16 protein-coding genes and 1 riboswitch are annotated in these 19,461 nt (G+C 73.1%); of the genes, 10 read left to right on the top strand and 6 right to left on the bottom strand.

What is annotated here, in order from left to right:
• The 3 genes from ABZ793_RS01255 (at position 1) to ABZ793_RS01245 (ending at position 4,045) form a co-directional block, all read left to right on the top strand.
• Positions 1 to 1,413: a protein kinase gene (locus tag ABZ793_RS01255; protein WP_357450048.1), complete on the top strand. Its 1,413-nt coding sequence runs from the start codon at positions 1 to 3 to the stop codon at positions 1,411 to 1,413.
• On the top strand, positions 1,410 to 3,203 hold the full coding sequence (gene pknB / locus ABZ793_RS01250; RefSeq protein WP_357450045.1) for a Stk1 family PASTA domain-containing Ser/Thr kinase: 1,794 nt from the start codon (positions 1,410 to 1,412) through the stop codon (positions 3,201 to 3,203). The genes ABZ793_RS01255 and pknB overlap by 4 nt, the downstream gene beginning before the upstream one ends.
• Positions 3,204 to 3,349: 146 nt before the next feature.
• Entirely contained in the window at positions 3,350 to 4,045 is a 696-nt protein-coding gene (locus ABZ793_RS01245; RefSeq protein ID WP_357450042.1) for an ElyC/SanA/YdcF family protein, read from the top strand.
• 57 nt (positions 4,046 to 4,102) lie between these two features.
• Here ABZ793_RS01245 and ABZ793_RS01240 read toward each other — a convergent pair whose 3' ends face one another.
• The 4 genes from ABZ793_RS01240 to ABZ793_RS01225 form a co-directional block, all read right to left on the bottom strand.
• Complete coding sequence (locus ABZ793_RS01240) at positions 4,103 to 4,753, bottom strand: aminodeoxychorismate/anthranilate synthase component II (protein WP_357450039.1); 651 nt, start codon at positions 4,751 to 4,753, stop codon at positions 4,103 to 4,105.
• A gap of 8 nt (positions 4,754 to 4,761) precedes the next feature.
• Positions 4,762 to 5,043 (bottom strand): hypothetical protein, encoded by a 282-nt coding sequence (locus ABZ793_RS01235; RefSeq protein ID WP_357450036.1) that lies wholly within the window; start codon positions 5,041 to 5,043, stop codon positions 4,762 to 4,764.
• A 3-nt stretch (positions 5,044 to 5,046) separates the two neighbouring features.
• Positions 5,047 to 6,099, bottom strand: a complete 1,053-nt coding sequence (locus ABZ793_RS01230; RefSeq protein WP_357450033.1) for a class E sortase — start codon at positions 6,097 to 6,099, stop codon at positions 5,047 to 5,049.
• An 854-nt stretch (positions 6,100 to 6,953) separates the two neighbouring features.
• Positions 6,954 to 7,760, bottom strand: coding sequence for a DUF881 domain-containing protein (locus ABZ793_RS01225; protein ID WP_357450030.1), 807 nt, complete (start codon positions 7,758 to 7,760; stop codon positions 6,954 to 6,956).
• Between the two features lie 228 nt (positions 7,761 to 7,988).
• Between ABZ793_RS01225 and ABZ793_RS01220 the strand changes: the two genes are divergently transcribed.
• From ABZ793_RS01220 to ABZ793_RS01200, 5 genes are all read left to right on the top strand, one after another.
• Positions 7,989 to 8,252: a cell division protein CrgA gene (locus ABZ793_RS01220; protein ID WP_350702307.1), complete on the top strand. Its 264-nt coding sequence runs from the start codon at positions 7,989 to 7,991 to the stop codon at positions 8,250 to 8,252.
• Positions 8,253 to 8,721: 469 nt separating this feature from the next.
• Positions 8,722 to 10,917 carry a (Fe-S)-binding protein gene (locus ABZ793_RS01215; protein ID WP_357450026.1) on the top strand — a complete coding sequence of 732 codons (2,196 nt, stop codon included), beginning with the start codon at positions 8,722 to 8,724 and terminating at the stop codon, positions 10,915 to 10,917.
• A gap of 156 nt (positions 10,918 to 11,073) precedes the next feature.
• Positions 11,074 to 12,387 carry a hemolysin family protein gene (locus ABZ793_RS01210; protein WP_357450612.1) on the top strand — a complete coding sequence of 438 codons (1,314 nt, stop codon included), beginning with the start codon at positions 11,074 to 11,076 and terminating at the stop codon, positions 12,385 to 12,387.
• A complete protein-coding gene (locus tag ABZ793_RS01205) occupies positions 12,380 to 13,423 on the top strand; it encodes a hemolysin family protein (RefSeq protein WP_357450023.1) in 1,044 nt (347 codons plus the stop codon). Before ABZ793_RS01210 ends, ABZ793_RS01205 begins: the two co-directional genes overlap by 8 nt.
• A gap of 129 nt (positions 13,424 to 13,552) precedes the next feature.
• Positions 13,553 to 14,566: an NlpC/P60 family protein gene (locus ABZ793_RS01200; protein WP_357450020.1), complete on the top strand. Its 1,014-nt coding sequence runs from the start codon at positions 13,553 to 13,555 to the stop codon at positions 14,564 to 14,566.
• 94 nt (positions 14,567 to 14,660) lie between these two features.
• Here the strand turns inward: ABZ793_RS01200 and ABZ793_RS01195 are convergent, their stop codons facing one another.
• Positions 14,661 to 16,682: a peptidoglycan recognition family protein gene (locus ABZ793_RS01195; RefSeq protein WP_357450017.1), complete on the bottom strand. Its 2,022-nt coding sequence runs from the start codon at positions 16,680 to 16,682 to the stop codon at positions 14,661 to 14,663.
• A gap of 240 nt (positions 16,683 to 16,922) precedes the next feature.
• Positions 16,923 to 17,058, top strand: a riboswitch (cyclic di-AMP (ydaO/yuaA leader).
• Positions 17,059 to 17,070: 12 nt separating this feature from the next.
• Between ABZ793_RS01195 and ABZ793_RS01190 the strand changes: the two genes are divergently transcribed.
• Positions 17,071 to 18,111, top strand: coding sequence for an NlpC/P60 family protein (locus ABZ793_RS01190; RefSeq protein WP_357450014.1), 1,041 nt, complete (start codon positions 17,071 to 17,073; stop codon positions 18,109 to 18,111).
• A gap of 71 nt (positions 18,112 to 18,182) precedes the next feature.
• On the opposite strand, the gene dcd is transcribed toward ABZ793_RS01190, so the two are convergent.
• Positions 18,183 to 18,761, bottom strand: a complete 579-nt coding sequence (gene dcd, locus ABZ793_RS01185) for a dCTP deaminase (protein ID WP_350683119.1) — start codon at positions 18,759 to 18,761, stop codon at positions 18,183 to 18,185.
• A 78-nt stretch (positions 18,762 to 18,839) separates the two neighbouring features.
• On the opposite strand from dcd, the gene ABZ793_RS01180 reads away from it, so the two are divergent.
• On the top strand, positions 18,840 to 19,379 hold the full coding sequence (locus ABZ793_RS01180; protein WP_357450010.1) for a pyridoxamine 5'-phosphate oxidase family protein: 540 nt from the start codon (positions 18,840 to 18,842) through the stop codon (positions 19,377 to 19,379).
• Positions 19,380 to 19,461: the final 82 nt, after the last annotated feature.

Raw genomic sequence — 19,461 nt, 5'->3', positions numbered from 1 at the left:
ATGCTCAGCCCCGGGGTGCAGCTCGGCAACCGCTACCGCCTCGACGAGCGGATCGCCAGCGGTGGCATGGGCGACGTCTGGCGCGGCACCGACCAGGTGCTCGGCCGGACGGTCGCCGTCAAGAGCCTGCTCCCCGCGCTGCTCGACGACCCCGACTTCGCCGAGCGGTTCCGCGGCGAGGCCCGCACCATGGCGACGATCAACCACCCCGGCGTGGTCGACGTCTACGACTTCGGCAACGACCAGCAGATCGCCTTCCTGGTGATGGAGTACGTCGAGGGCGACGCGCTGTCGGCCACCCTGGCCCGGGTGGGCCGGCTCACCCCGGCCCGCACGATGGCGCTGGTCGCCCAGGCGGCCGACGCGCTGCACGCGGCGCACGTGAAGGGCATCGTGCACCGGGACGTGAAGCCGGGCAACCTGCTGGTCCGGCCCAACGGCACCCTGGTGCTGACCGACTTCGGCATCGCCCGGTCTGACCTGGTCGCCCAGCTCACCGCAGCCGGTTCGGTGCTCGGCACCGCCTCGTACATCTCCCCCGAGCAGGCCACCGGCGGCGTCGCCACGTCCGCGTCCGACGTCTACGCGCTCGGCGTGGTCGCGTACCAGTGCCTGGCCGGCCGGCGGCCGTTCGAGGGCGACAATCCTCTCGAGATCGCCATGCGGCACGTCCGGGAGACCCCCCGCCCACTGCCCGCCGACATCCCGCCGCAGGTCCGGGCCGTGGTGGAGCGGGCCCTGGCGAAGGACCCGGCGGCCCGCTGGCCCAGCGCCGCCGCGCTGGCCGGGGTGGCCCGGCAGCTGAAGGCCCAGCTCTCCCAGCAGGCCCGCGCCGGCGGTCGGCCGATCTCCGCGGCCCCGGCGTCGCCCGCCGCCCCGCCCGGCCGCGCCCAGGTGCCAGCACCGGCGGCGCACCCGCGGGTCGCCCCGCACCGGCCGCCGACCGCCACCCCGCAGCCGCAGCGCCCGCCCGTGGCGGCACCCCGCCCGGCCGTCGCGCCGCACCGCCCCACGACCGTCGCGCCCGCCGTGTCGGTGCCCCGCCCACCCGTGGCCCCGCCCGGCTACCCGCGCGGCGCGGCGACCGTGCCGCCGGCCCGTCCGATGGCGTACGCGGGGCAGGCCGCCCCTCCGGCGCCCCTGCCCGGCGGCCGAGGGTCCCGGCCGGGGATGGTGTTACTCGCCATCCTCCTGGCCGTACTGGTCCTCGTCTGCTCCGGCGTGATTTCCTACAAGCTGCGGGAGGAGTCGCAGCAGTCCGGCGCAGCCGGCGCGGTCACCCCGCAGACGGTGACGTCCGGCGCGCTGCGGCCCGACGGACGCGACGATCCGGCCCGGACGTCGTACCGTCGACAGGAACTGCCCCGGCCGGGCGGCGACGAGACGACGAGCGAAGGACGACAGACGCGATGACAGCGCAGGCCCGCCTGCTCGGTGGCAGGTACCAGGTCGGCGAGCTGCTCGGCTACGGCGGCATGGCCGAGGTGCACCGCGGTCGCGATCTCCGGCTCGGTCGGGACGTCGCGATCAAGATGCTCCGGACCGACCTCGCCCGGGACGCTACCTTCCAGATGCGGTTCCGCCGCGAGGCACAGAACGCGGCGTCCCTCAACCACCCGGCGATCGTGGCCGTCTACGACACCGGCGAGGAGACCGCGCCGACCGGCGAGACGCTGCCGTTCATCGTGATGGAGTTCGTCAACGGGCGGACCCTCAAGGAGGTCCTCGGCGTCGAGGGGCGGCTCCAGCCGCGCCGGGCGCTGGAGATCTGCGCCGACATGTGCGCGGCGCTGGAGTTCAGCCACCGGCACGGCATCATCCACCGGGACATCAAGCCCGGCAACGTGATGCTCACCCAGACCGGCCAGGTCAAGGTGATGGACTTCGGCATCGCGCGGGCGCTGGCCAGCGGCGCCACCACGATGACCCAGACCAGCGCGGTGATCGGCACCGCGCAGTACCTGTCGCCCGAGCAGGCGCGCGGCGAGGCGGTCGACGCCCGGTCCGACGTCTACGCCGCCGGCTGCGTGCTCTTCGAGCTGCTCTGCGGCCACCCGCCGTTCGTCGGCGACAGCCCGGTCAGCGTGGCCTACCAGCACGTGCGGGAGGCCCCGCCGACGCCGAGCGACATCAACCCGGACGTCAACCCGGCCGTCGACGCGATCGTGCTCAAGGCGCTGTCGAAGAACCCGCTCAACCGCTACCAGAGCGCCGGCGAGATGCGGGCCGACCTGCTTCGCGCCGCCGCCGGCCGCCCGGTGCTGGCCACCCCCGTGCTGCCGCACGACGAGACGACGCGGGTCGTCCCGGCCGGTGCCGGCTACCCGGCCGCCCCCGGCGCCCCGCAGACCCGGCAGATCCCGGCCCGGGTCGGCGATCCCCGCCGGCGCAGGGCGTCGTCCTGGCTGATCGCGACCTTCGCCGCGGTGGGCGTGCTCGCGGTGATCGCGCTCGCCGCCGCCCTGCTGAACCAGGGCGACGACAAGGTCACCGTGCCCACCGTGACCGGCCTGACGCAGCAGGAGGCGTTCACCCGGATCCAGCAGGCCAACCTGGTGCCCCGGGAGGGCGAGCAGCACTTCGACGCCACGTGCAAGAAGGGCCAGGTGGTCAACCAGTCGCCGGCGGCCAACTCGGCCCTGGAGCCCAACCAGGAGGTCGTCGTCCAGGTCTGCGGCGGCCCGGCCACGAAGGCCATCCCGACGGGCCTCACGGGCTCCAGGTACGAGACCGCGAAGGCGCGGCTGGAAGAGGCGGGCTTCGAGGTCAAGAAGGTCGAGAAGGACAGCGCCGACCAGGAGGGCATCGTCCTGGCGGTGTCGCCCGAGGAGGGGAAGCAGGTCGCCGAGAAGACGGTCGTGACCCTCACCGTCTCCCTGGGCAACGTCGGCCAGGTGCCGAACGTGGTCAACTCCACCGAGAAGGACGCCAAGGACGAGCTGAAGGCCGCCGGCTACGACGTCGACGTCGAGCAGGGCCGGGAGGTGCCGGCGGCCGAGGCCGGGCGGGTCCTCTCGCAGAACCCGCGACCGGGCAGCCGCCTCGCGAAGGGTAAGACGGTGACGATCGTGGTCAGCGTGCCGGAGGTCGAGCCGACGCCGTCCGACACGCCGAGCCCCACGCCCACCACCACACCCTCCGGCGGTGGCGGCGGCTTCCCGCTGTTCCCGACCACCCCACCGGCCCGGCTCTCCGAGCAGTGACCCCCGGCGGGTGACGCCCCGCCGGGATCCGTCGGCCGGGCGTTGCCGGCCAGGTCCGTCGGCCGGGGTGCCCGCCCGGTTCGGGCCGTGTTGCGCACAGAGAGGACGAACGGGGTGGATGCGAGGGTTCCCGCCGGGCGTTACCCGTGAGGGGGGCGACGGACCCGGAGGGTCGGGCGAACCGGTGGCGGCGACGTCTGACCCGCGCGGCGGTTCTCGCCCTGGCCGCGCTGCTGCTCGCCAGCCTTCCCTGGCTGTGGACGACGGTCGCCGCCCGCGGCCACGCGTACGACGAGGCCGGGGCGCCGGCCGCCGACGTCGTGATCGTCCTGGGCACCGCGGTGGCGGCGGACCGACGCCAACCGGGCGAGCGGCTCACCGGCCGCCTCGAAACCGCCGCCGAACTGGTGCACAGCGGGCGGGCGCGGGTGATCCTCGTGTCGGGCGACGGGGGTGGCACCTCCGGTGACGAGCCGGCGGTGATGACCTCCTACCTGACCGGGCGGCTGGGCGTCGATCCGCGCCGCGTCGTGGCCGACCCGTTCGGGCTGGACACGTACGACAGCTGTGCCCGGGCGCGCGACGTGTACGGGATCGAGCGGGCCCTGATCGTGACCCAGTCCTACCACCTGTCCCGGGCGGTCACGCTGTGCCGACACCTCGGCCTCGACGCCGAGGGTGTGACAGCTCGCTGTCCCGGCTGCGGGCCCGCCCTGCTCGTCGGGAAAACGGTCCGGGACTACTTCGCCAGCGGCAAGGCGGCATGGGACGCGGTGCGACGCAGGCCGCCCGCGGTCCGCTCGCCGGCGGACCCGGCGGTGCAGGACGCGCTGAAGGGCTGATCACGCCCTTCGCGGGTTCCCGTCGGGGTCGGTTTCGGCGCGGACAGTCCTGCCGGCTCAGCCGGCGGCGAAGGCGGCGCGGCGGCGCGCGTCCACCTCGGCGGCCAGCTCCGGGGCCCGCTCCAGCGCCTCCGGGTGACCGCAGGCGGCGAGCCAGTTCGCCAGCATCAGGTGGCCGCCCTCGGTGAGCACGGACTCGGGGTGGAACTGGACGCCCTCGATCGGCAGCGTCCGGTGGCGCATCGCCATCACCACCCCGGAGCCGGTCCAGCCGGTGACCTCCAGCTCCTCGGGCAGCGTCTCGGGCAGCACCGCGAGCGAGTGGTAGCGGGTGGCGGTGAACGGGTCCGGCAGGCCGGCGAGCACTCCGACGCCCTGGTGGCGGACCTCGGAGGTCTTGCCGTGCAGCAGCTCGGGGGCGCGGGTCACCGTGGCGCCGAACGCCTCGCCGATCGCCTGGTGCCCCAGGCACACGCCGAAGATCGGCAGCTCGCCCGCGTACCGGCGGATGACGTCGAGGCAGATGCCGGCCCGGTCGGGGCTGCCCGGACCGGGCGACAACAGGACGCCGGCCGCGCCGGCCCTGCCCACCTCGGCGACGTCGATCTCGTCGTTGCGCCGGACCTCGCAGTCCACGCCGAGCTGGCCAAGATACTGCACGAGGTTGAACACGAACGAGTCGTAGTTGTCGATCACCAGGACACGCATCAGGGGGCTCACTCGTCCGGGGAGGGGGGCGGGGTGTTGTTCCGTTCGGTGTCGTACGGCAGGTCGTGCCCGTCGCCGGGCGTTCCCTCCCCGTCGCCGGGCACCACGCCGACGTCGCCGGGTTCGCCGGATTCCTGGGTGACCTGCACGTCGTCGAAGGGCAGCAGGGGCTCGGCCCAGGGGAAGACCACGTACCAGAGCAGGGCCACCATCGCGCTGGCGATCAGCAGGCTGCCGACGAGCTTGCCGGGCAGCCCGAAGGGGAGCTTGCGCCAGATCCAGCCGTACACCGCCTAGCCTCCCAGTTCCGCCGGGCGACCCGCCGACTTCGGCTGGGTACGCGCCAACTCGGCGTGGATGATCAGGCGCTGGTAGTTGTCGAACTTCGGGTTGCACGTGGTCAGGGTGAGCATCGACTTGGTCGGCTTCACCCCCGGCTTGCCCGGCACGGGCGCCACCACCTCGACCTGGGTGGGCCGGACGATCCGGCTCTGGCTCACCTTGTAGACGTACCAGTCGGTCTTGCTCTCCACCACGATGGCGTCGCCGTCGTTCAGCTCGTCAAGTCGCCAGAAGGTGGCGCGGTTGCGGTGCCCGGCGACGGAGAAGTTGCCCACCTGGCCCGGCAGGGCGCTGGACGGGTAGTGGCCGGGCGCGTACCGGATGTCCTTCTGGGTCACGCCCTCGACCACGACCCAGTTCTTGTCCAGCTTGGGGATGTAGAGCCCCGCCATCGGCTTGCCCTGCACCGGCGGGTTCGGCTTGGTGGACGTGCTGGCCGACGGCGCCACGGTCGGGTCGCCGTCCGGCCCCCACGCCTGCGCCAACTGCTGGCTGAGGTCGTTCTGGTGGGCGTCGACGATCGCCGACTTGCCCCACACCTCGTAGCCGGCGAAGAGCAGCACCACCATGCCGAAGGTGATCAGCACCTCGCCGGTGACCCGGATGCCGGCGCGCAGCCGGGAGCCCAGCGACGGCCGGGTCAGCTCCGAGTAGACGCTCTTGTAGCCCTCGCCGGTCTGCTCCGGCCGGAGCTGGACGACCCGTTCGCCCCGGCGTGGCCGGGGCTGCTCGGCGCCGACGTCGGGGACGTCGGGTTCGTCCGTCTTCGGGGGGCGCGGCACGGCCCCCATCAGGGCGGTCGACTCGAACAAGGCCGCCGAGCCGGCCGGCGTACGCCCGGGGACGGCCGGGATCACGGCGGTGGCCCCGGGGTCGGCCGAGCGGTCGGGGACGGTCGGCGACGCCGGGGCGGACGGCCCCCCGACAGCCGCGCCGCTCTTCGGGATGAAGGCGGTCGGCCCGTCGGTGGTCGGCCGGTCGCCCTGGGCGACGGCGCGGTCCACGGGCGGACGGAGCGACCGTTCGCCGCCCTGCCCGGACGCCCGGGTGGCGTCCGGCTGCCCGACGGGACCGGCCGGCGGCGCCGGGTGCGGCGGAGCGGCCGGCCGGAGCTGGCCGGCGCCCGACCACGGTGGTGGGGCGGGGGCACCACGGCCGGCGGCCCCGGTGGGCGGGCCGAAGTCCACGGGACGGGCCGGCGATTCGCCGTCTGAGCGGCCGGCGGATGGGCCGAAGTCGCCGAGACCGGGGCGGCCGTGGTCTGCGGGGCCGGGGCGGCCGAAGCCGGCAGGGCCATGGTCTGCGGGGCCGGGGCGGCCATGGTCTGCGGGGCCGGGGCGGCCGTGGTTTGCGGGGCCGGGGCGGCCGAAGTCGGTGGGGCCGAAGTCCACGGGGTCTGGGCGGCCGAAGCCGGCAGGGCTGTGGTCGGCGGGGCCGGGGCGACCGGGCCCGAGGCGGTCCGGGTCGGCGGGCCGGGCCGGGTTGACGGTGGTGCGGGCCTGGTCGGCGCCAGGGACGAACCGGCCGGGGTTCGCGGGACGGCCGGGCTCCCGCGCGGGGCCGCCCGGGCGCGCCGGGTCGCCGGGCCGGGCGGAATCGGCGGGGCGGGCGGGCCCGGCGAAACGGGCGGGGTCGGACGCGGCGCGCGCCCATTCGGCGGGTGGGCCGCCGGCCGGGCGGCCGTCGCCGACCGACGGGCCGGGACCATGCGGGCGCGGCGCCGGGGAGCGGGGCGGCAGCGTCGGCTCCGGCCAGGCTCCGGCCGGGGCGGGACGATTGACCTTGGGCAGGAACTCCGTCGGGCCGTCACCGTGGTCGCGGTGCCGGCCGTCGGGCTCCTCCGGCCAGTCGTCGCGGGTCACCGTGGCACCGCCGCCGACCGGAGCGTCGTCGAATCCTCGAACGCCGGCACGGCGACGGTGGAGACGGTCTCCTTGTAGCCGAGCTTGTAGTCGTCGACCAGGTCCCTGAACAACCGGACTCCCTCGGAGTCGGCGAGGGCCCGCTGAAGGGCAGCGGGATCGCCGATTGCTACGATCTTGAATGGAGGGGAGTACACCCGGCCGTGCAGCAGCAGGGTGTTACCGACGCAGCGTACCGCGCTGGTCGACAGCACGCGGACGTTCATGATGGACATGGCCTCGGCGCCACCCGCCCAGAGGGCGTTCACCACGGCCTGCACGTCCCCCTGGTGGACGACCAGGTCGTCGTTGGTTGCCCCGGCGGGCAGGGTCCCGTCGTTGCGGCGGGGCGCGTCGTTGAGTTCCACCGTCACCCCGGGGCCGCTGAGCGCGGTGAATCCGGCGGCCTCCCGGCTGGCGGCCGCCCGGTCCTGCTGCTCCTTGATGGGGCCGTCCGAGCTGGCCAACGCCGTGGTGCGGTCCTCGACCTCCCCGCGCAGCGCGGCGGCGCGCTGTTCGCCGACCGCCACCTCCGCGCGGCGGTCCTCGATGAGCTGGTTGAGCTGGGGGCGCCGGTCCTCGCGTAGGGCGGTGCCGCCGGCGGTGGTCGCCGTGGTGGTGAAGAGCAGCCCGGCCGCGGCGGCGATCAGCGGCACCCCGATTGACCAGCCCGGTCGGCGCTGCCGCGGTCGCCGTGGCAGGAGGCCGGCGACCACCCGCCGGAGCACCTTCCGCCAGGATGCCGCGCCGGATGTGTACTCCACCGAGCGTTCCTTCCCCGTCGTCTGGTTCAGCCCGCGAGGTGGCGGGCCGGTGCGGCGACCCGAACAGTCCCGCCTTTTTCGGTCACTCCGAGCACCGGCCTGACCCCATTCGTGGCTTGGACGGGTCTTCGGGACTACGCTAGCTGTCGAACATTATTGGCCATGGACCGTCGCCCCCGCGCCCGGTTGTCAGGCCGGACGAGGTCGTCACCCCCTCTGGAGAGCGTCGTGCCCAAGTCTCAGGTCCGCAAGAAGAAGGTGTACACCCCGCCGACGGACGTCCGCCCGACGGCGACGGCGGCGACGCGCAAGCCTAGCCCGGTGTGGCTGCCGATCTCGGCGGTCAGCCTCATCGTCTTCGGCATCGGCTGGCTGGTGGTCTACTACCTCTCCGAGCAGGAGTACCCGGTCATGTCGTGGGGTTACTGGAACCTCGCGGTGGGCTTCGGCGCGATGGTCGCCTCCCTGATCCTGCTCTCCCGCTGGCGCTGAGCGGCCCCGCCCGGCGACCGCCTGGCGCCGGGCCACCCGAGCCGCTCTCGGCTCGGTGCAACCGTGCGGTGCGCGCCTCTCGGTGCAGCCGTCGCGGTCGCCAGCCTCTCGGTGCAGCCGTGCGCCGGTCGGCACCCGAGCCGTCGACCACTCTCCCGGGCGCCCGATCCGGCCCCGCCGGGGGCCGCCCGGGGCGGTGCCGCAGGTGAGCGTGTCACTCGGCGGAGACCCTGCCCGGCGGTTTCGGGTCGGGCCACCTATGGTGTGCGCAGGGCGGCGCGGCCGGAGTGCGAGATGACTCACGTTACCGCTGGGTAACCTTGCGCGTAGGCTGCATTGCATGACCGAGCGGAGCGAGGTCATCGACCGGTCCGGTCGAGGGTGCGGTGGCGGCGGCTCGCCGACCGCCCCCTGATCCGGCCCCGGTCGCCGAGCCGCTCGACAGGCAGCAGACCGGGAGGCCAACTCGATGGGCAGCGTCCAGATCGTCACCACGATCCTCGCGTTCGCCATCACCGCCGTGGCGGTGTGGCTTGCGGTACGCGCGGTCATGAAGATGGTGGCCGTCGTCCGGCTGGGTCAGCCGGACCCGACCCGGTTCGGCGACAAGGGCACCCGCACGAAGACCATGCTGGCGGAGACCGCCGGCCACACCCGCATGCTCCGCTGGAGCGTGGTGGGCGCGGCGCACTGGTTCGTGATGGTCGGCTTCATCGTGCTGTCGCTGCTGGTGCTGGAGGCGTACTTCGAGGTCGTCTCCCCGACCGGCGGGCTGCCCCTGGTGGGCGGCTGGGCGCTCTACGGCGCGGTGACCGAACTGATCGGCATCCTGGGCATCGTCGGCATCCTGGTGCTGATCGGGATCCGGGTCCGCAACCGGCCGACCCGGCCGGGTGGTCGCTCCCGGTTCACCGGCTCCACCATGTGGCAGGGGTACTTCGTCGAGGCCGTGGTCCTCGCGGTGCTGATCATGGGCTTCGTCATCCGGGGCTTCAAGGTCGCCACCGACCACTTCGAGTACCCAATCTGGGCCACCCCGCTCAGCCACGCGGTGGGCGGGGTGCTGCCGAACTGGGACGCGGGCGTCAGCATCGCCGCCCTGGTCAAGATCGCCATCTCGATGACCTGGCTCATCGTGATCGCGCTCAACGTCACCATGGGCGTCGCCTGGCACCGTTTCCTCGCCTTCTTCAACATCTTCTTCAAGCGCGACCCGGGCCGCGCCGGCTCCGGCCTCGGCGCGCTGCGCCCGATGACGAGCCAGGGCAAGCCGCTCGACTTCGAGGAGGCCGACCCGGAGAAGGACCAGTTCGGCGTCGCCCAGGTCGAGCAGTTCAGCTGGAAGGGCCTGCTGGACTTCAGCACCTGCACCGAGTGCGGCCGCTGCCAGTCGCAGTGCCCCGCCTGGAACACGGGCAAGCCGCTGTCGCCGAAGCTGCTGGTGCTGAGCCTGCGCGACCACGCGTACGCCAAGGCGCCGTACCTGCTGGCCGGCGGCGGCAAGGACCTGACCGGCGAGGAGAAGGCCACCGCCGCGCAGCTCGCCCACGTCGACGTGCTCGCCCTGGCAGAGGGCGACAAGCCGCTGATCGGCACGGCCGAGGAAGGCGGCGTCATCGACCCGGACGTGCTCTGGTCCTGCACCACCTGCGGCGCCTGCGTCGAGCAGTGCCCGGTCGACATCGAGCACGTCGACCACATCGTCGACATGCGCCGCTACCAGGTGCTCATCGAGTCGAGCTTCCCGTCGGAGGCCGGCGTGATGCTGCGCAACCTGGAGAACAAGGGCAACCCGTGGGGCGCCCCGCCGAACACCCGCGAGGACTGGACCAAGGGCCTGGACTTCGAGGTGCCGCGGGTCGGCGAGGTCGACGACTTCGAGTACCTCTTCTGGGTCGGCTGCGCCGGCGCGTTCGAGGACCGGGCCAAGAAGACCACCCGGGCGGTCGCCACGCTGCTCAACGAGGCGGGCGTCAAGTTCGCGATCCTCGGCGAGGGCGAGACCTGCTCCGGCGACCCGGCCCGCCGGATCGGCAACGAGTTCGTCTTCCAGATGCTCGCCCAGCAGAACGTCGAGACCCTCAACGAGGCGTTCGAGGGCCGGGAGAAGAGCAAGCGCAAGATCGTCGCCACCTGCCCGCACTGCTTCAACACCCTGGGCAACGAGTACGGCCAGCTCGGCGGCGAGTTCGAGGTGGTCCACCACACCCAGCTCCTGGCGCACCTGGTCGCCACCGGCAAGCTCACCCCGGTGCAGCCGGTCGACGGCGGCGTGACCTACCACGACCCCTGCTACCTGGGCCGGCACAACCGGGTGTTCGCCCCGCCGCGCGAGGTGCTGGGAACCGCCATCGCCGGCGAGCTCACCGAGATGCCGCGCAACAGCGAGCGCTCCTTCTGCTGCGGCGCCGGCGGCGCCCGGATGTGGATGGAGGAGAAGATCGGCAAGCGGATCAACGTGGACCGGGTCGAGGAGGCCATGTCCACCGGGGCGCGGACGGTCGCCGTCGGCTGCCCGTTCTGCTCGACGATGCTCAACGACGGGGTGAACGGCAAGGGCGCCGGCGAGCAGGTCGAGGTCGTCGACGTGGCCAGCGTGCTGCTCCGCTCGGTGAAGCCCGAGCAGGCGCCGGGCGACAGGGAGACCGCGCCGGTCGCCGGCTGACGCGTACCTCCTGGAACGCTTGTCGGCGGCGGCACCGCGAGGTGCCGCCGCCGACGTCGTTCCGGTGGCGGCGGCGATCTCGGCCAGTCGGCGCCCGGCGTGCGAGAATCGCGCCGAGGTGAGACGAGCATCGATGGCCTGCTGCTGACCACGCTGCTGCCCCTGGTCGGGTTCGTGCTGCTGACCGGCGGCAACGCGTTCTTCGTCGCGGCCGAATTCGCCCTGGTCACCGTGGACCGGCCCGAGATCGAGCGCCGCGCGACCTCGGGCGAGGGCCGGGCCGCGACCGTACGCCGGGCGCTGCGGGAGCTCTCCTTCCAGCTCTCCGGGGCGCAGCTCGGCATCACCCTCACCGCCCTGCTCACCGGCTACCTGGCCGAGCCGGCGCTGGCCCGGCTGTTCACCCCGCTGCTGCGGCCGGTCGCCGGGGACGCCGCCGACCGGTTCACCCCGCTCCTCGCCCTGGCCCTGGCCACCCTGCTCTCCATGCTCTTCGGCGAGCTGGTCCCGAAGAACCTCGCGCTGGCCCGGCCGATGCCCACCGCGCTGGCCACCGCCGGCCCGATGCGCGCGTTCTCCCGCACCTTCGGCTGGCTGATCAGGGCGCTCAACGACTCGGCGAACCGCCTGGTCCGCGTGCTGGGGGTGGAGCCGCAGGAGGAACTGGCCAGCGCCCGCTCGCCGGAGGAACTGGGCCTGCTGGCTGCCATCTCGGCACGGGCCGGCGCGCTGCCGCCGGACACCGCGATGCTGCTGCGCCGGACCATCCGCTTCGGCGACAAGCGGGCCGCCGAGGCGATGACCCCGCGGGTGGACGTCGTCGCGCTGCGCGCCACCGCCACGGTGGCCGAGCTGCTGGCGCTGTCCCGGCAGACCGGGCGCACCCGCTTCCCGGTGTACGAGGAGACCCTCGACCTCGTGACCGGCGTCGCCGGGGTGCCCGACGCGCTGGGTGTGCCGCCGGCCAGGCGGGGCTCGACCACGGTCGGGTCGGTGGCCCGCGAGCCGGTGTACGTCCCGGAGAGCCTGGACCTCGACGGGGTGCTCGCCGCGCTCCGGGTGGCCGGCGCCGACCTCGCCATCGTCGTCGACGAGTACGGCGGCACCGACGGGGTGGTCACCACCGAGGACCTGGTGGAGGAACTGGTCGGCGAGATCGCCGACGAGTTCGACCCGGACGCGGTGGACGACGCCGGTCCGGTTGAGCTGACCGTGCCGGGCGGGGAGCGGACCGTCCTCGTCGACGGGGTGCTGCGCTCCGACGAGCTGGCCGAGCAGACCGGTTTCCGGCTCTCCGAGGGGCCGTACGAGACGCTCGCCGGGTTCCTGATGGCCCGGCTCGGGCACATCCCGGTGGCCGGCGAGACGGTCGAGGAGTCCGGCTACGAGTTCACCGTCGTCGAGGTCGAACGGCACCGGATCGAGCAGGTCCGGGTGGTTCGCCCCGAGGAGCCGGGCGACGATGCCTGAGCTGCTGGTCACGATGGCGCTGCTGCTCGGCAACGCGTTCTTCGTGGGCAGTGAGTTCGCGCTGATCGCGTCCCGGCGCACGGTGGTCGAGCCGATGGCGGCCACCTCGAAGCGGGCCCGCTGGGCGCTGTCGGCGATGAACCAGATCCCGCTGATGATCGCCGGGGCGCAGCTCGGCATCACCGTCTGCTCGCTGGGGCTGGGCGCGATCGCCGAGCCGGCCCTGGCGCACCTGTTGGAGCCGGCGTTCCACGCCGCCGGGCTGCCCGACCGGGCGGTCCACCCGGTGGCCTTCGTGCTCGCCCTCGGCGTGGTGGTCTTCCTGCACACGGTGGTCGGCGAGATGGTGCCGAAGAACATCACGCTGGCCGGGCCGGAGCTGTCGGCGCTCTGGCTGGGGCCGGCGATGCTGGCGTTCTGCCTGGCCACCAAGCCGCTGCTGCTGGCGATGAAGTGGGCGGCCCGCCGGGTGCTGGGACTGTGGCGGATCGAGGCCACCGAGGCGGTGAAGACGGTCTTCACGGCGGAGGAGTTGGCCGGGCTGGTGGCGCAGGCGCGTACGGAGGGGCTGCTCGACGCCCGGGAGCACGCCCGGATCACCGGCGCGCTGGCCCTGCACAGCCGGACCGCCGCCGACGCCCTCCAACCCTGGTCGACGGTGACCACCGTCGCCGAGGACGTCTCGCCCGCCTCGCTGGAGGTGCTGGCCACCCGGACGGGTCGGTCCCGCTTTCCGGTGGTGCAGCGGTCCACCCGCCGGGTGCTCGGCTTCGTGCACGTCAAGGACGTCCTCGGGTACGCCGGGGTGAGCCGACGCGCCCCGGTGCCGGCGGAGGTCTACCGGCCGCTGGCGGTGGTGCCGCCGGACCGTACGCTCGCCGACCTGCTGCTGTCGATGCGCCGCGAGCGGCGGCACATGGTGCTGGTCAGCGACGGCCGCCGGCCGCTCGGCGTGGTGACGTTGGACGACGTATTGACCGCCATCGTCGGTCACCGGGCCGACACCCTTGGTACGCAGACGATCGCGCAGGCGTGATGTGAACGATGGTCGCCTTGATTCCGCTCGGCGCCTTCCCTAATGTTGGGCACCGGCCGCTGCGGGTCGTCTGTCTCGCCCCTCTTTCCTCGCGCGAGGCGCCCGGCGGTCGGGTTGCAAAAGGAGTCGGTGCCGGTGGCAACCATGCCCCCTCATCGTCACGCACCGGGACGGTCTGCTCGTCCGGGTGGCCTGCGCCGGGCCGCCCACCGTCTGCTCACCCTCCTCGCCGCCGCGGTCGTCGGCGTCGGTGTGCTCGCCGCGCCCGCGTACGCCGAGCCCTCGGTCGACGAGATCGAGGCCGCGATCGACAAGAAGTGGGAGCAGCTCGAGCCCACCATCGAGCAGTACAACAAGGTGCGGGCGCAGCTGAAGGTCAACCGCAAGAAGTCGGCGGACCTGCAGAAGAAGATCCAGCCGTTGGCGCTGGAGACCGAGCTGGCGATGGACCGGGTCGGTGACCTCGCCGCCCGTTACTACATCTCCGGCCCGTCGCAGGAGATCGGCGCGCTGCTGGTCAGCGCCAAGCCGGACACGCTCACCGAGCAGCTGACCCTCCTGGACCGGCTGGCCGCCCAGGAGCGCAAGCAGCTCGAGGGCGTCACCAAGGTCCGCGACAAGTTCGACGCGGAGAAACAGAAGCTCGACGCGCTGATCGTGGCGCAGACCAAGCAGCAGGACGACCTGGCGGCGAAGAAGAAGCAGATCGACGCCGACATCAAGAAGCTCGAGGCGTCGCTGCCGGTGACCACCGTCAAGACGGAGAAGTGCCCGACCATCAACGGCGTGGTCAGCGAGGCGGCCCGGACCGCCATCAAGACCGCCTGCGCCCAGGTCGGCGACCCGTACGTCTGGGGCGCCACCGGCCCCAACTCGTTCGACTGCTCGGGCCTGACCCAGTACGCCTACAAGGCGGCGGGCATCCACCTGACGCACTTCACCGGCGCGCAGTGGAACGAGGGCAAGGCCATCCCGCGCTCCGAGGCGCGCCCGGGTGACCTGGTGTTCTTCTTCAGCGACCTGCACCACGTCGGCCTCTATCTCGGCAACGACAAGATGGTGCACGCGCCCCGGGCCGGCAAGCCGGTCAACGTCTCCAGCATCAACACGATGCCGGTGGCCGGGTTCCGCAGGCCCGGCTGATCCCGCACCACACACGGAAGGGCCCCCGGTCGGGTAGACCGGGGGCCCTCGTCGTGCTCGGGGACGGCCTGCGCCAGTCCGGGCGAGCGGTGGGTCAGCGGGGCGCCCCCAACGCGGAGGGCAGCACGTTCACGTCGTCCAGGTTGACGTACATGACGCGGTGGCCGAACTGGACCTGCACGTACCTGTTCTCGCCGCGGATCACCGTCCAGTCACCCGGCGACGACCCGTCGAACGTGACGGCCCGGTAGTACTCGCCGGGGAGCACCGTGCCGACGGCGTACCGCTGGCCGGCCGAGAGGGTGTACTGGAGCGGGGAGATCGGCTGGTAGGGCACGCCGGCCGGGTAGGCGGCCTGCTCCGGGTACGCCCGGCCGTAGACCGGGATGGTGGCCTTGCCGTCCTTCGGGGTCACCACGAAGCCGACGGACCACTTCGCGGTCGGCTTCGAGGCGGGGTTGTGGAACCACGCCTTCTGGCCGAGGTACCAGATCGCGGTCCAGTCCCCCCGCACCTCGGCCAGGGCGTACGTCTGCCCGGCGGAGGCCCGGGCGCCGTGGTCGGAGATGTACATGGTGTTCGGGGTGCCGTCGGGCCGCAGCGCGATGTCGTTGACCAGCGGCGCGTCGTGGCTCGGCGCGCTGTGCAGGATCACCGCGGACGAGCCGCGCAGCGGGCAGGGAGCCACCGGCGGGGGCGGGTTCGGCACGCCGGGCGGCTGCCGGTTGCAGCCGGTGAACTGCGGCTGGTTGGTGGCGAAGTCCGGGTCGATGGTGACCAGCCCCGTGTGCGGCGTGCCGGTCGACGTGAACGGCGCCTTGAGCAGGTCGAAGTAGTGCGACCAGTCCCAGTACGGGCCCGGGTCCCAGTGCATGCCGCGCACGGTCGAGGCGACGGTGCCGGGGACGTTGTCGTGACCGATGATGTGCTGCCGGTCCAGCGGGATGTTGTACCGCAGCGCCAGGTGGCGGACCAGCTTGGCGGAGGTGCGGTACATCGCCTCGGTGTACCAGGTGCCGTGTCCCGCGAAGCCCTCGTGCTCCAGGCCGATGGACTTGGCGTTCACGTACCAGTTGCCGGCGTGCCAGCCGACGTTCTTGGTCTTGATGTGCTGGGCGATGTGGCCGTCCACCGAGCGCAGGGTGTAGTGCCAGCCCACCCGCCTCGGGTCCTTGACCAGGTTGACGCTGGGCCCGAAGTAGCCCTCGGTGTCGTGGATGACGATGTACTCGATCTTCTGCTGGGCCGGCCGGTCGGCGAGGTCGTGGTTGCCGTAGTCACCCACGGTCGGGCCGTACTGCGCGTAGGGCGCCGGGATCCACTCGCAGGAGATCGTGTCGGGGCACTCCAGCCCGTCGGGCCGGGCGACCTTGCGCAGGCCCAGCCGGTCGAGCCAGGAGCGTTCCGGCTGCACCGCGCGGGCGGCGAGGGTGACGCGGTGCCCGTCGTCGGTCAGCCGGCTGTCGCCGGCACCGATGGTGGCGTACACCTCGTTGGCGAAGGCCGCCGCGGCGTCGGCGCTGTCCGCGCCGGAGTACCGGGCCACCGCGCCGTACCAGGCCGCCGGGTCCGTGTCGGCGCCGACCGGGGCGCCGATCTCCTTCTGGTACGCGGCCAGCAGCGCCGCGCCGCCCCGGATGTTGGCCGTGACGTCCGTGCGCAGCGCCTCCTCGCTGGCGCCGGTCAGCCCGGCGGCGGCGTCGAGCGTCCGCAGCGAGGCTTCGGCGGGAGGCTGGGCGGCCGGCGGCTCGTGCGCCTCGGCCAGGGACGGGCGGGAGTCGTCGCCCCGCGGGTCCTCGGTGCCCTCGTCGTGGTGGGTGCCCCCGGGCAGTGCGGCGACGTACTCCGCGTCGGTGAGGTGCATCGGTCCGAAGCCGCCGCTGGTGCTCGGCGTTCCGGCGTTGGTGTTCCAGCGGGACTGCAGGTAGGAGACTCCGAGCAGGACGCTCTCCGGCACGCCGTACTCCGCGGCCGCGGCGGCGTACTGCTGCTGCCGGTCGGTCGTCGGCGCGGCGGCGGCGGTTCCGGCGGCGGTGAGCGGCGTTGCCGCCAGGGCGGCCGCCACGGCGGCGGCCAGCAGGACGCGTCTGCTCCTCGATGTCGCTGACAGGTGCATCAGACCCCCAGGTCGGACGGGCGAATGTGGGGCCACCTTCGCCCCGGGCGCCACCTCCGGTCAATACCTTTCCATGCGTCACTTACCGAAGAAGGAAAATTTCGTCGCCCGGAGTCACGCGCTCCCACCGGCCCACACGAATACGGTGTGTCACGGCGCGATGGGTTGCGGATCGATAACGACCGTCTCTACTCTGGTCATTCGTCGGCCGGCGACAGTCCGCCCATCCGGGGCGGTAACGGTCCGACACCGCCGAGTCGCTCCCGAGCGAGCCGGGGACCCAGGTACCCGGGGTGAATCCGCAGCACCTGCGGTAGGGCGTCCCCTTCCCGCCCGAACCCGTCAGCTAACCCGGTAGGCGGTACGGGAAGAAGGAGTACGGAGCCCGGTGGCACACCATGCCCCGCGGCCACCGTCGGCACGGTCGGCGCCCGCCGGCCCGACGACGGCTGCGCCGCGCCCACGCTGGTACCGCTGCACCACCGCCCTCGCCGCCCTGGCCGCGTTCGCCGTCGTCCTGACCGGCGGCGCCACGGCGGCCCACGCCGAACCGACGGTCGCCGAGATCGAGCGCCAGATCGACGAGGACTGGAACAAGCTCGAACCGATCATCGAACGGCACAACGCCACCCGCCAGGACCTGGCCGCCAAACGCAGGCAGGCCGACGCCCTCGCCAAGCAGATCAAGCCCCTGGAACGGCAGGTCGAGCAGGCGATGGAGGAGGTCAGCGCGCTGGCCGTCCGCGCCTACAAGGGCGAGAACGTCTCCGCCGTCAACGCCCTGCTGGGCAGCCGCTCGCCCGACCAGATGGTCGGCCAGCTCGAACTGCTCGACCGGTTCGCCCAGCACCAGCAGCAGGACGTGCGGCAGGTCGCCGAGTTGCGCGACCGACTGGCCGAGAAGAAGGCCCCGCTCGACGAGATGGTCGTCCAACTCGGCCGGACGGAGGCCCAGCTCGCCGCGAAGAAGAAGCAGATCAACGCCGAGATCGACCGGCTGCAGAAGCTCCGGCTGCGGATCTACGGCAGCGGCGGCGGCGGTTCGCTGCGCCCCGCCCCCTGCCCGGCCAGCTACCCGGGTGGCGGGGCCGGCACCGCGGTCAAGTTCGCCTGCGCCCAGATCGGCAAGCCCTACGTCTCGGGCGCCGAGGGCCCGAACGCGTACGACTGCTCGGGCCTGATGCTCGCCGCCTGGGCGAAGGCCGGGGTCTCGCTGCCGCACAACGCCGCGCAGCAGCGCCGGGCCACCGCGACCGTCACCCGGGGCGAGCTGCGCCCGGGAGACCTGGTCTTCTACTACAGCGACCTGCACCACGTCGGCATGTACGTCGGCGGGGGCTGGGTGGTGCACGCCTCCCGAGCCGGGGTGCCCGTGAAGATGAAGAAGGTCGACGACGGCCCGATCCACAGTTACGGCCGCCCCGGCTGATCGGGTGAGGAACGGGCCCTTCCTGACGCACCCGCTGGCGGAAGGGCCCGCGCCTCACGGCGACCGTCGGGTCAGCGGGTCGGCCAGGTGCGCCAGTGCTGCCAGGAGCGGCTCGGAGTCGGGCCGCGCTGCCCCTGGTAGCGCGAGCCGTAGACGGCCGAGCCGTACGGGTGCTCGGCCGGCGACGAGAGCCGGAAGATGCAGAGCTGACCGATTTTCATGCCCGGCCAGAGGGTGATGGGCAGGTTGGCCACGTTGGACAGCTCCAGCGTCACGTGGCCGGAGAAGCCCGGGTCGATGAAGCCCGCGGTGGAGTGGGTGAGCAGGCCGAGCCGTCCCAGGCTCGACTTGCCCTCCAGCCGCCCGGCGAGTTGGTCGCCGAGGGAGATCACCTCCAGCGTCGAGGCGAGCACGAACTCGCCCGGGTGCAGCACGAACGGCTCGCCCTCGGGCACCTCGACCATCGACGTCAGGTCGTCCTGCTGCATCGCCGGGTCGATGTGGGTGTAGAGATGGTTGTTGAAGACCCGAAAGAGCTTGTCCAGGCGGACGTCGATGCTGGACGGTTGCACCAGCGTGGGCTCGAACGGCTCCAGCGCGAGCGTGCCCGCCTTGATCTCGGAGACCAGGTCGCGGTCGGAGAGCAGCATCGCACCACCTTAGCGAGCGATGTGCGTGACCTGCGTGTCGGACTACATGTTCGTACACGTGTTCGATAGAATGTCGGCATGGCTTCCTGGTCCGAATTCGCCGCCGACGAGCCCCGCCTCGCCGACGGGATCCGCTCCCTCATGCAGCAGTACGGGCCGGGCTTCGGCTACCTGGCCACCGTCCGCGCCGACGGCGGGCCCCGGGTCCATCCCGTCTCTCCGGTGATCACCGACGAGGGGCTCTTCTGCTTCGTGGTCGACTCGCCGAAGCGGCGCGACCTGGAACGCGACGGCCGCTACGCCCTGCACTCCTTCCCGCCGGAGGAGAGTGACGACGAGGCCTACGTCGCCGGCCACGCCCGGCCGGTCACCGACCCGGCCCGGGTCGCCCGGCTGGCCCGCAGCCACCGGGCCGCGCCGCAGGTCGACTGGCGGCTGTTCGAGTTCACCGTCGACGTGGCCATGCTCGCCCGCCGCGAGCCGGGCGTCGCAGGCGGCGCCGGCGAGGGGCACGGCCGGCCCGCCGTTCAGGTCTGGCTCGACCCCGGCGCGACCGCCGCCGGCACCGCCGCGGTGTCCGAGACGCGGTCCGGGAGCGGCGGCAGCCTCGCCGCCTGAGACGCGGTGCGGCGCCCCGGGCCCGGCCCGTCCCGGGGGCCGCCCCCCCCCCCCCCCCCCCCCGAGACGACGGGGCCGGCCC

The sequence above is a fragment of the Micromonospora sp. NPDC047465 genome (assembly GCF_040643125.1).
Lineage (GTDB): Bacteria > Actinomycetota > Actinomycetes > Mycobacteriales > Micromonosporaceae > Micromonospora.
Note: the sequence above shows the minus strand (reverse complement) of the source record. Positions and strands in the feature narration are given on the sequence as shown.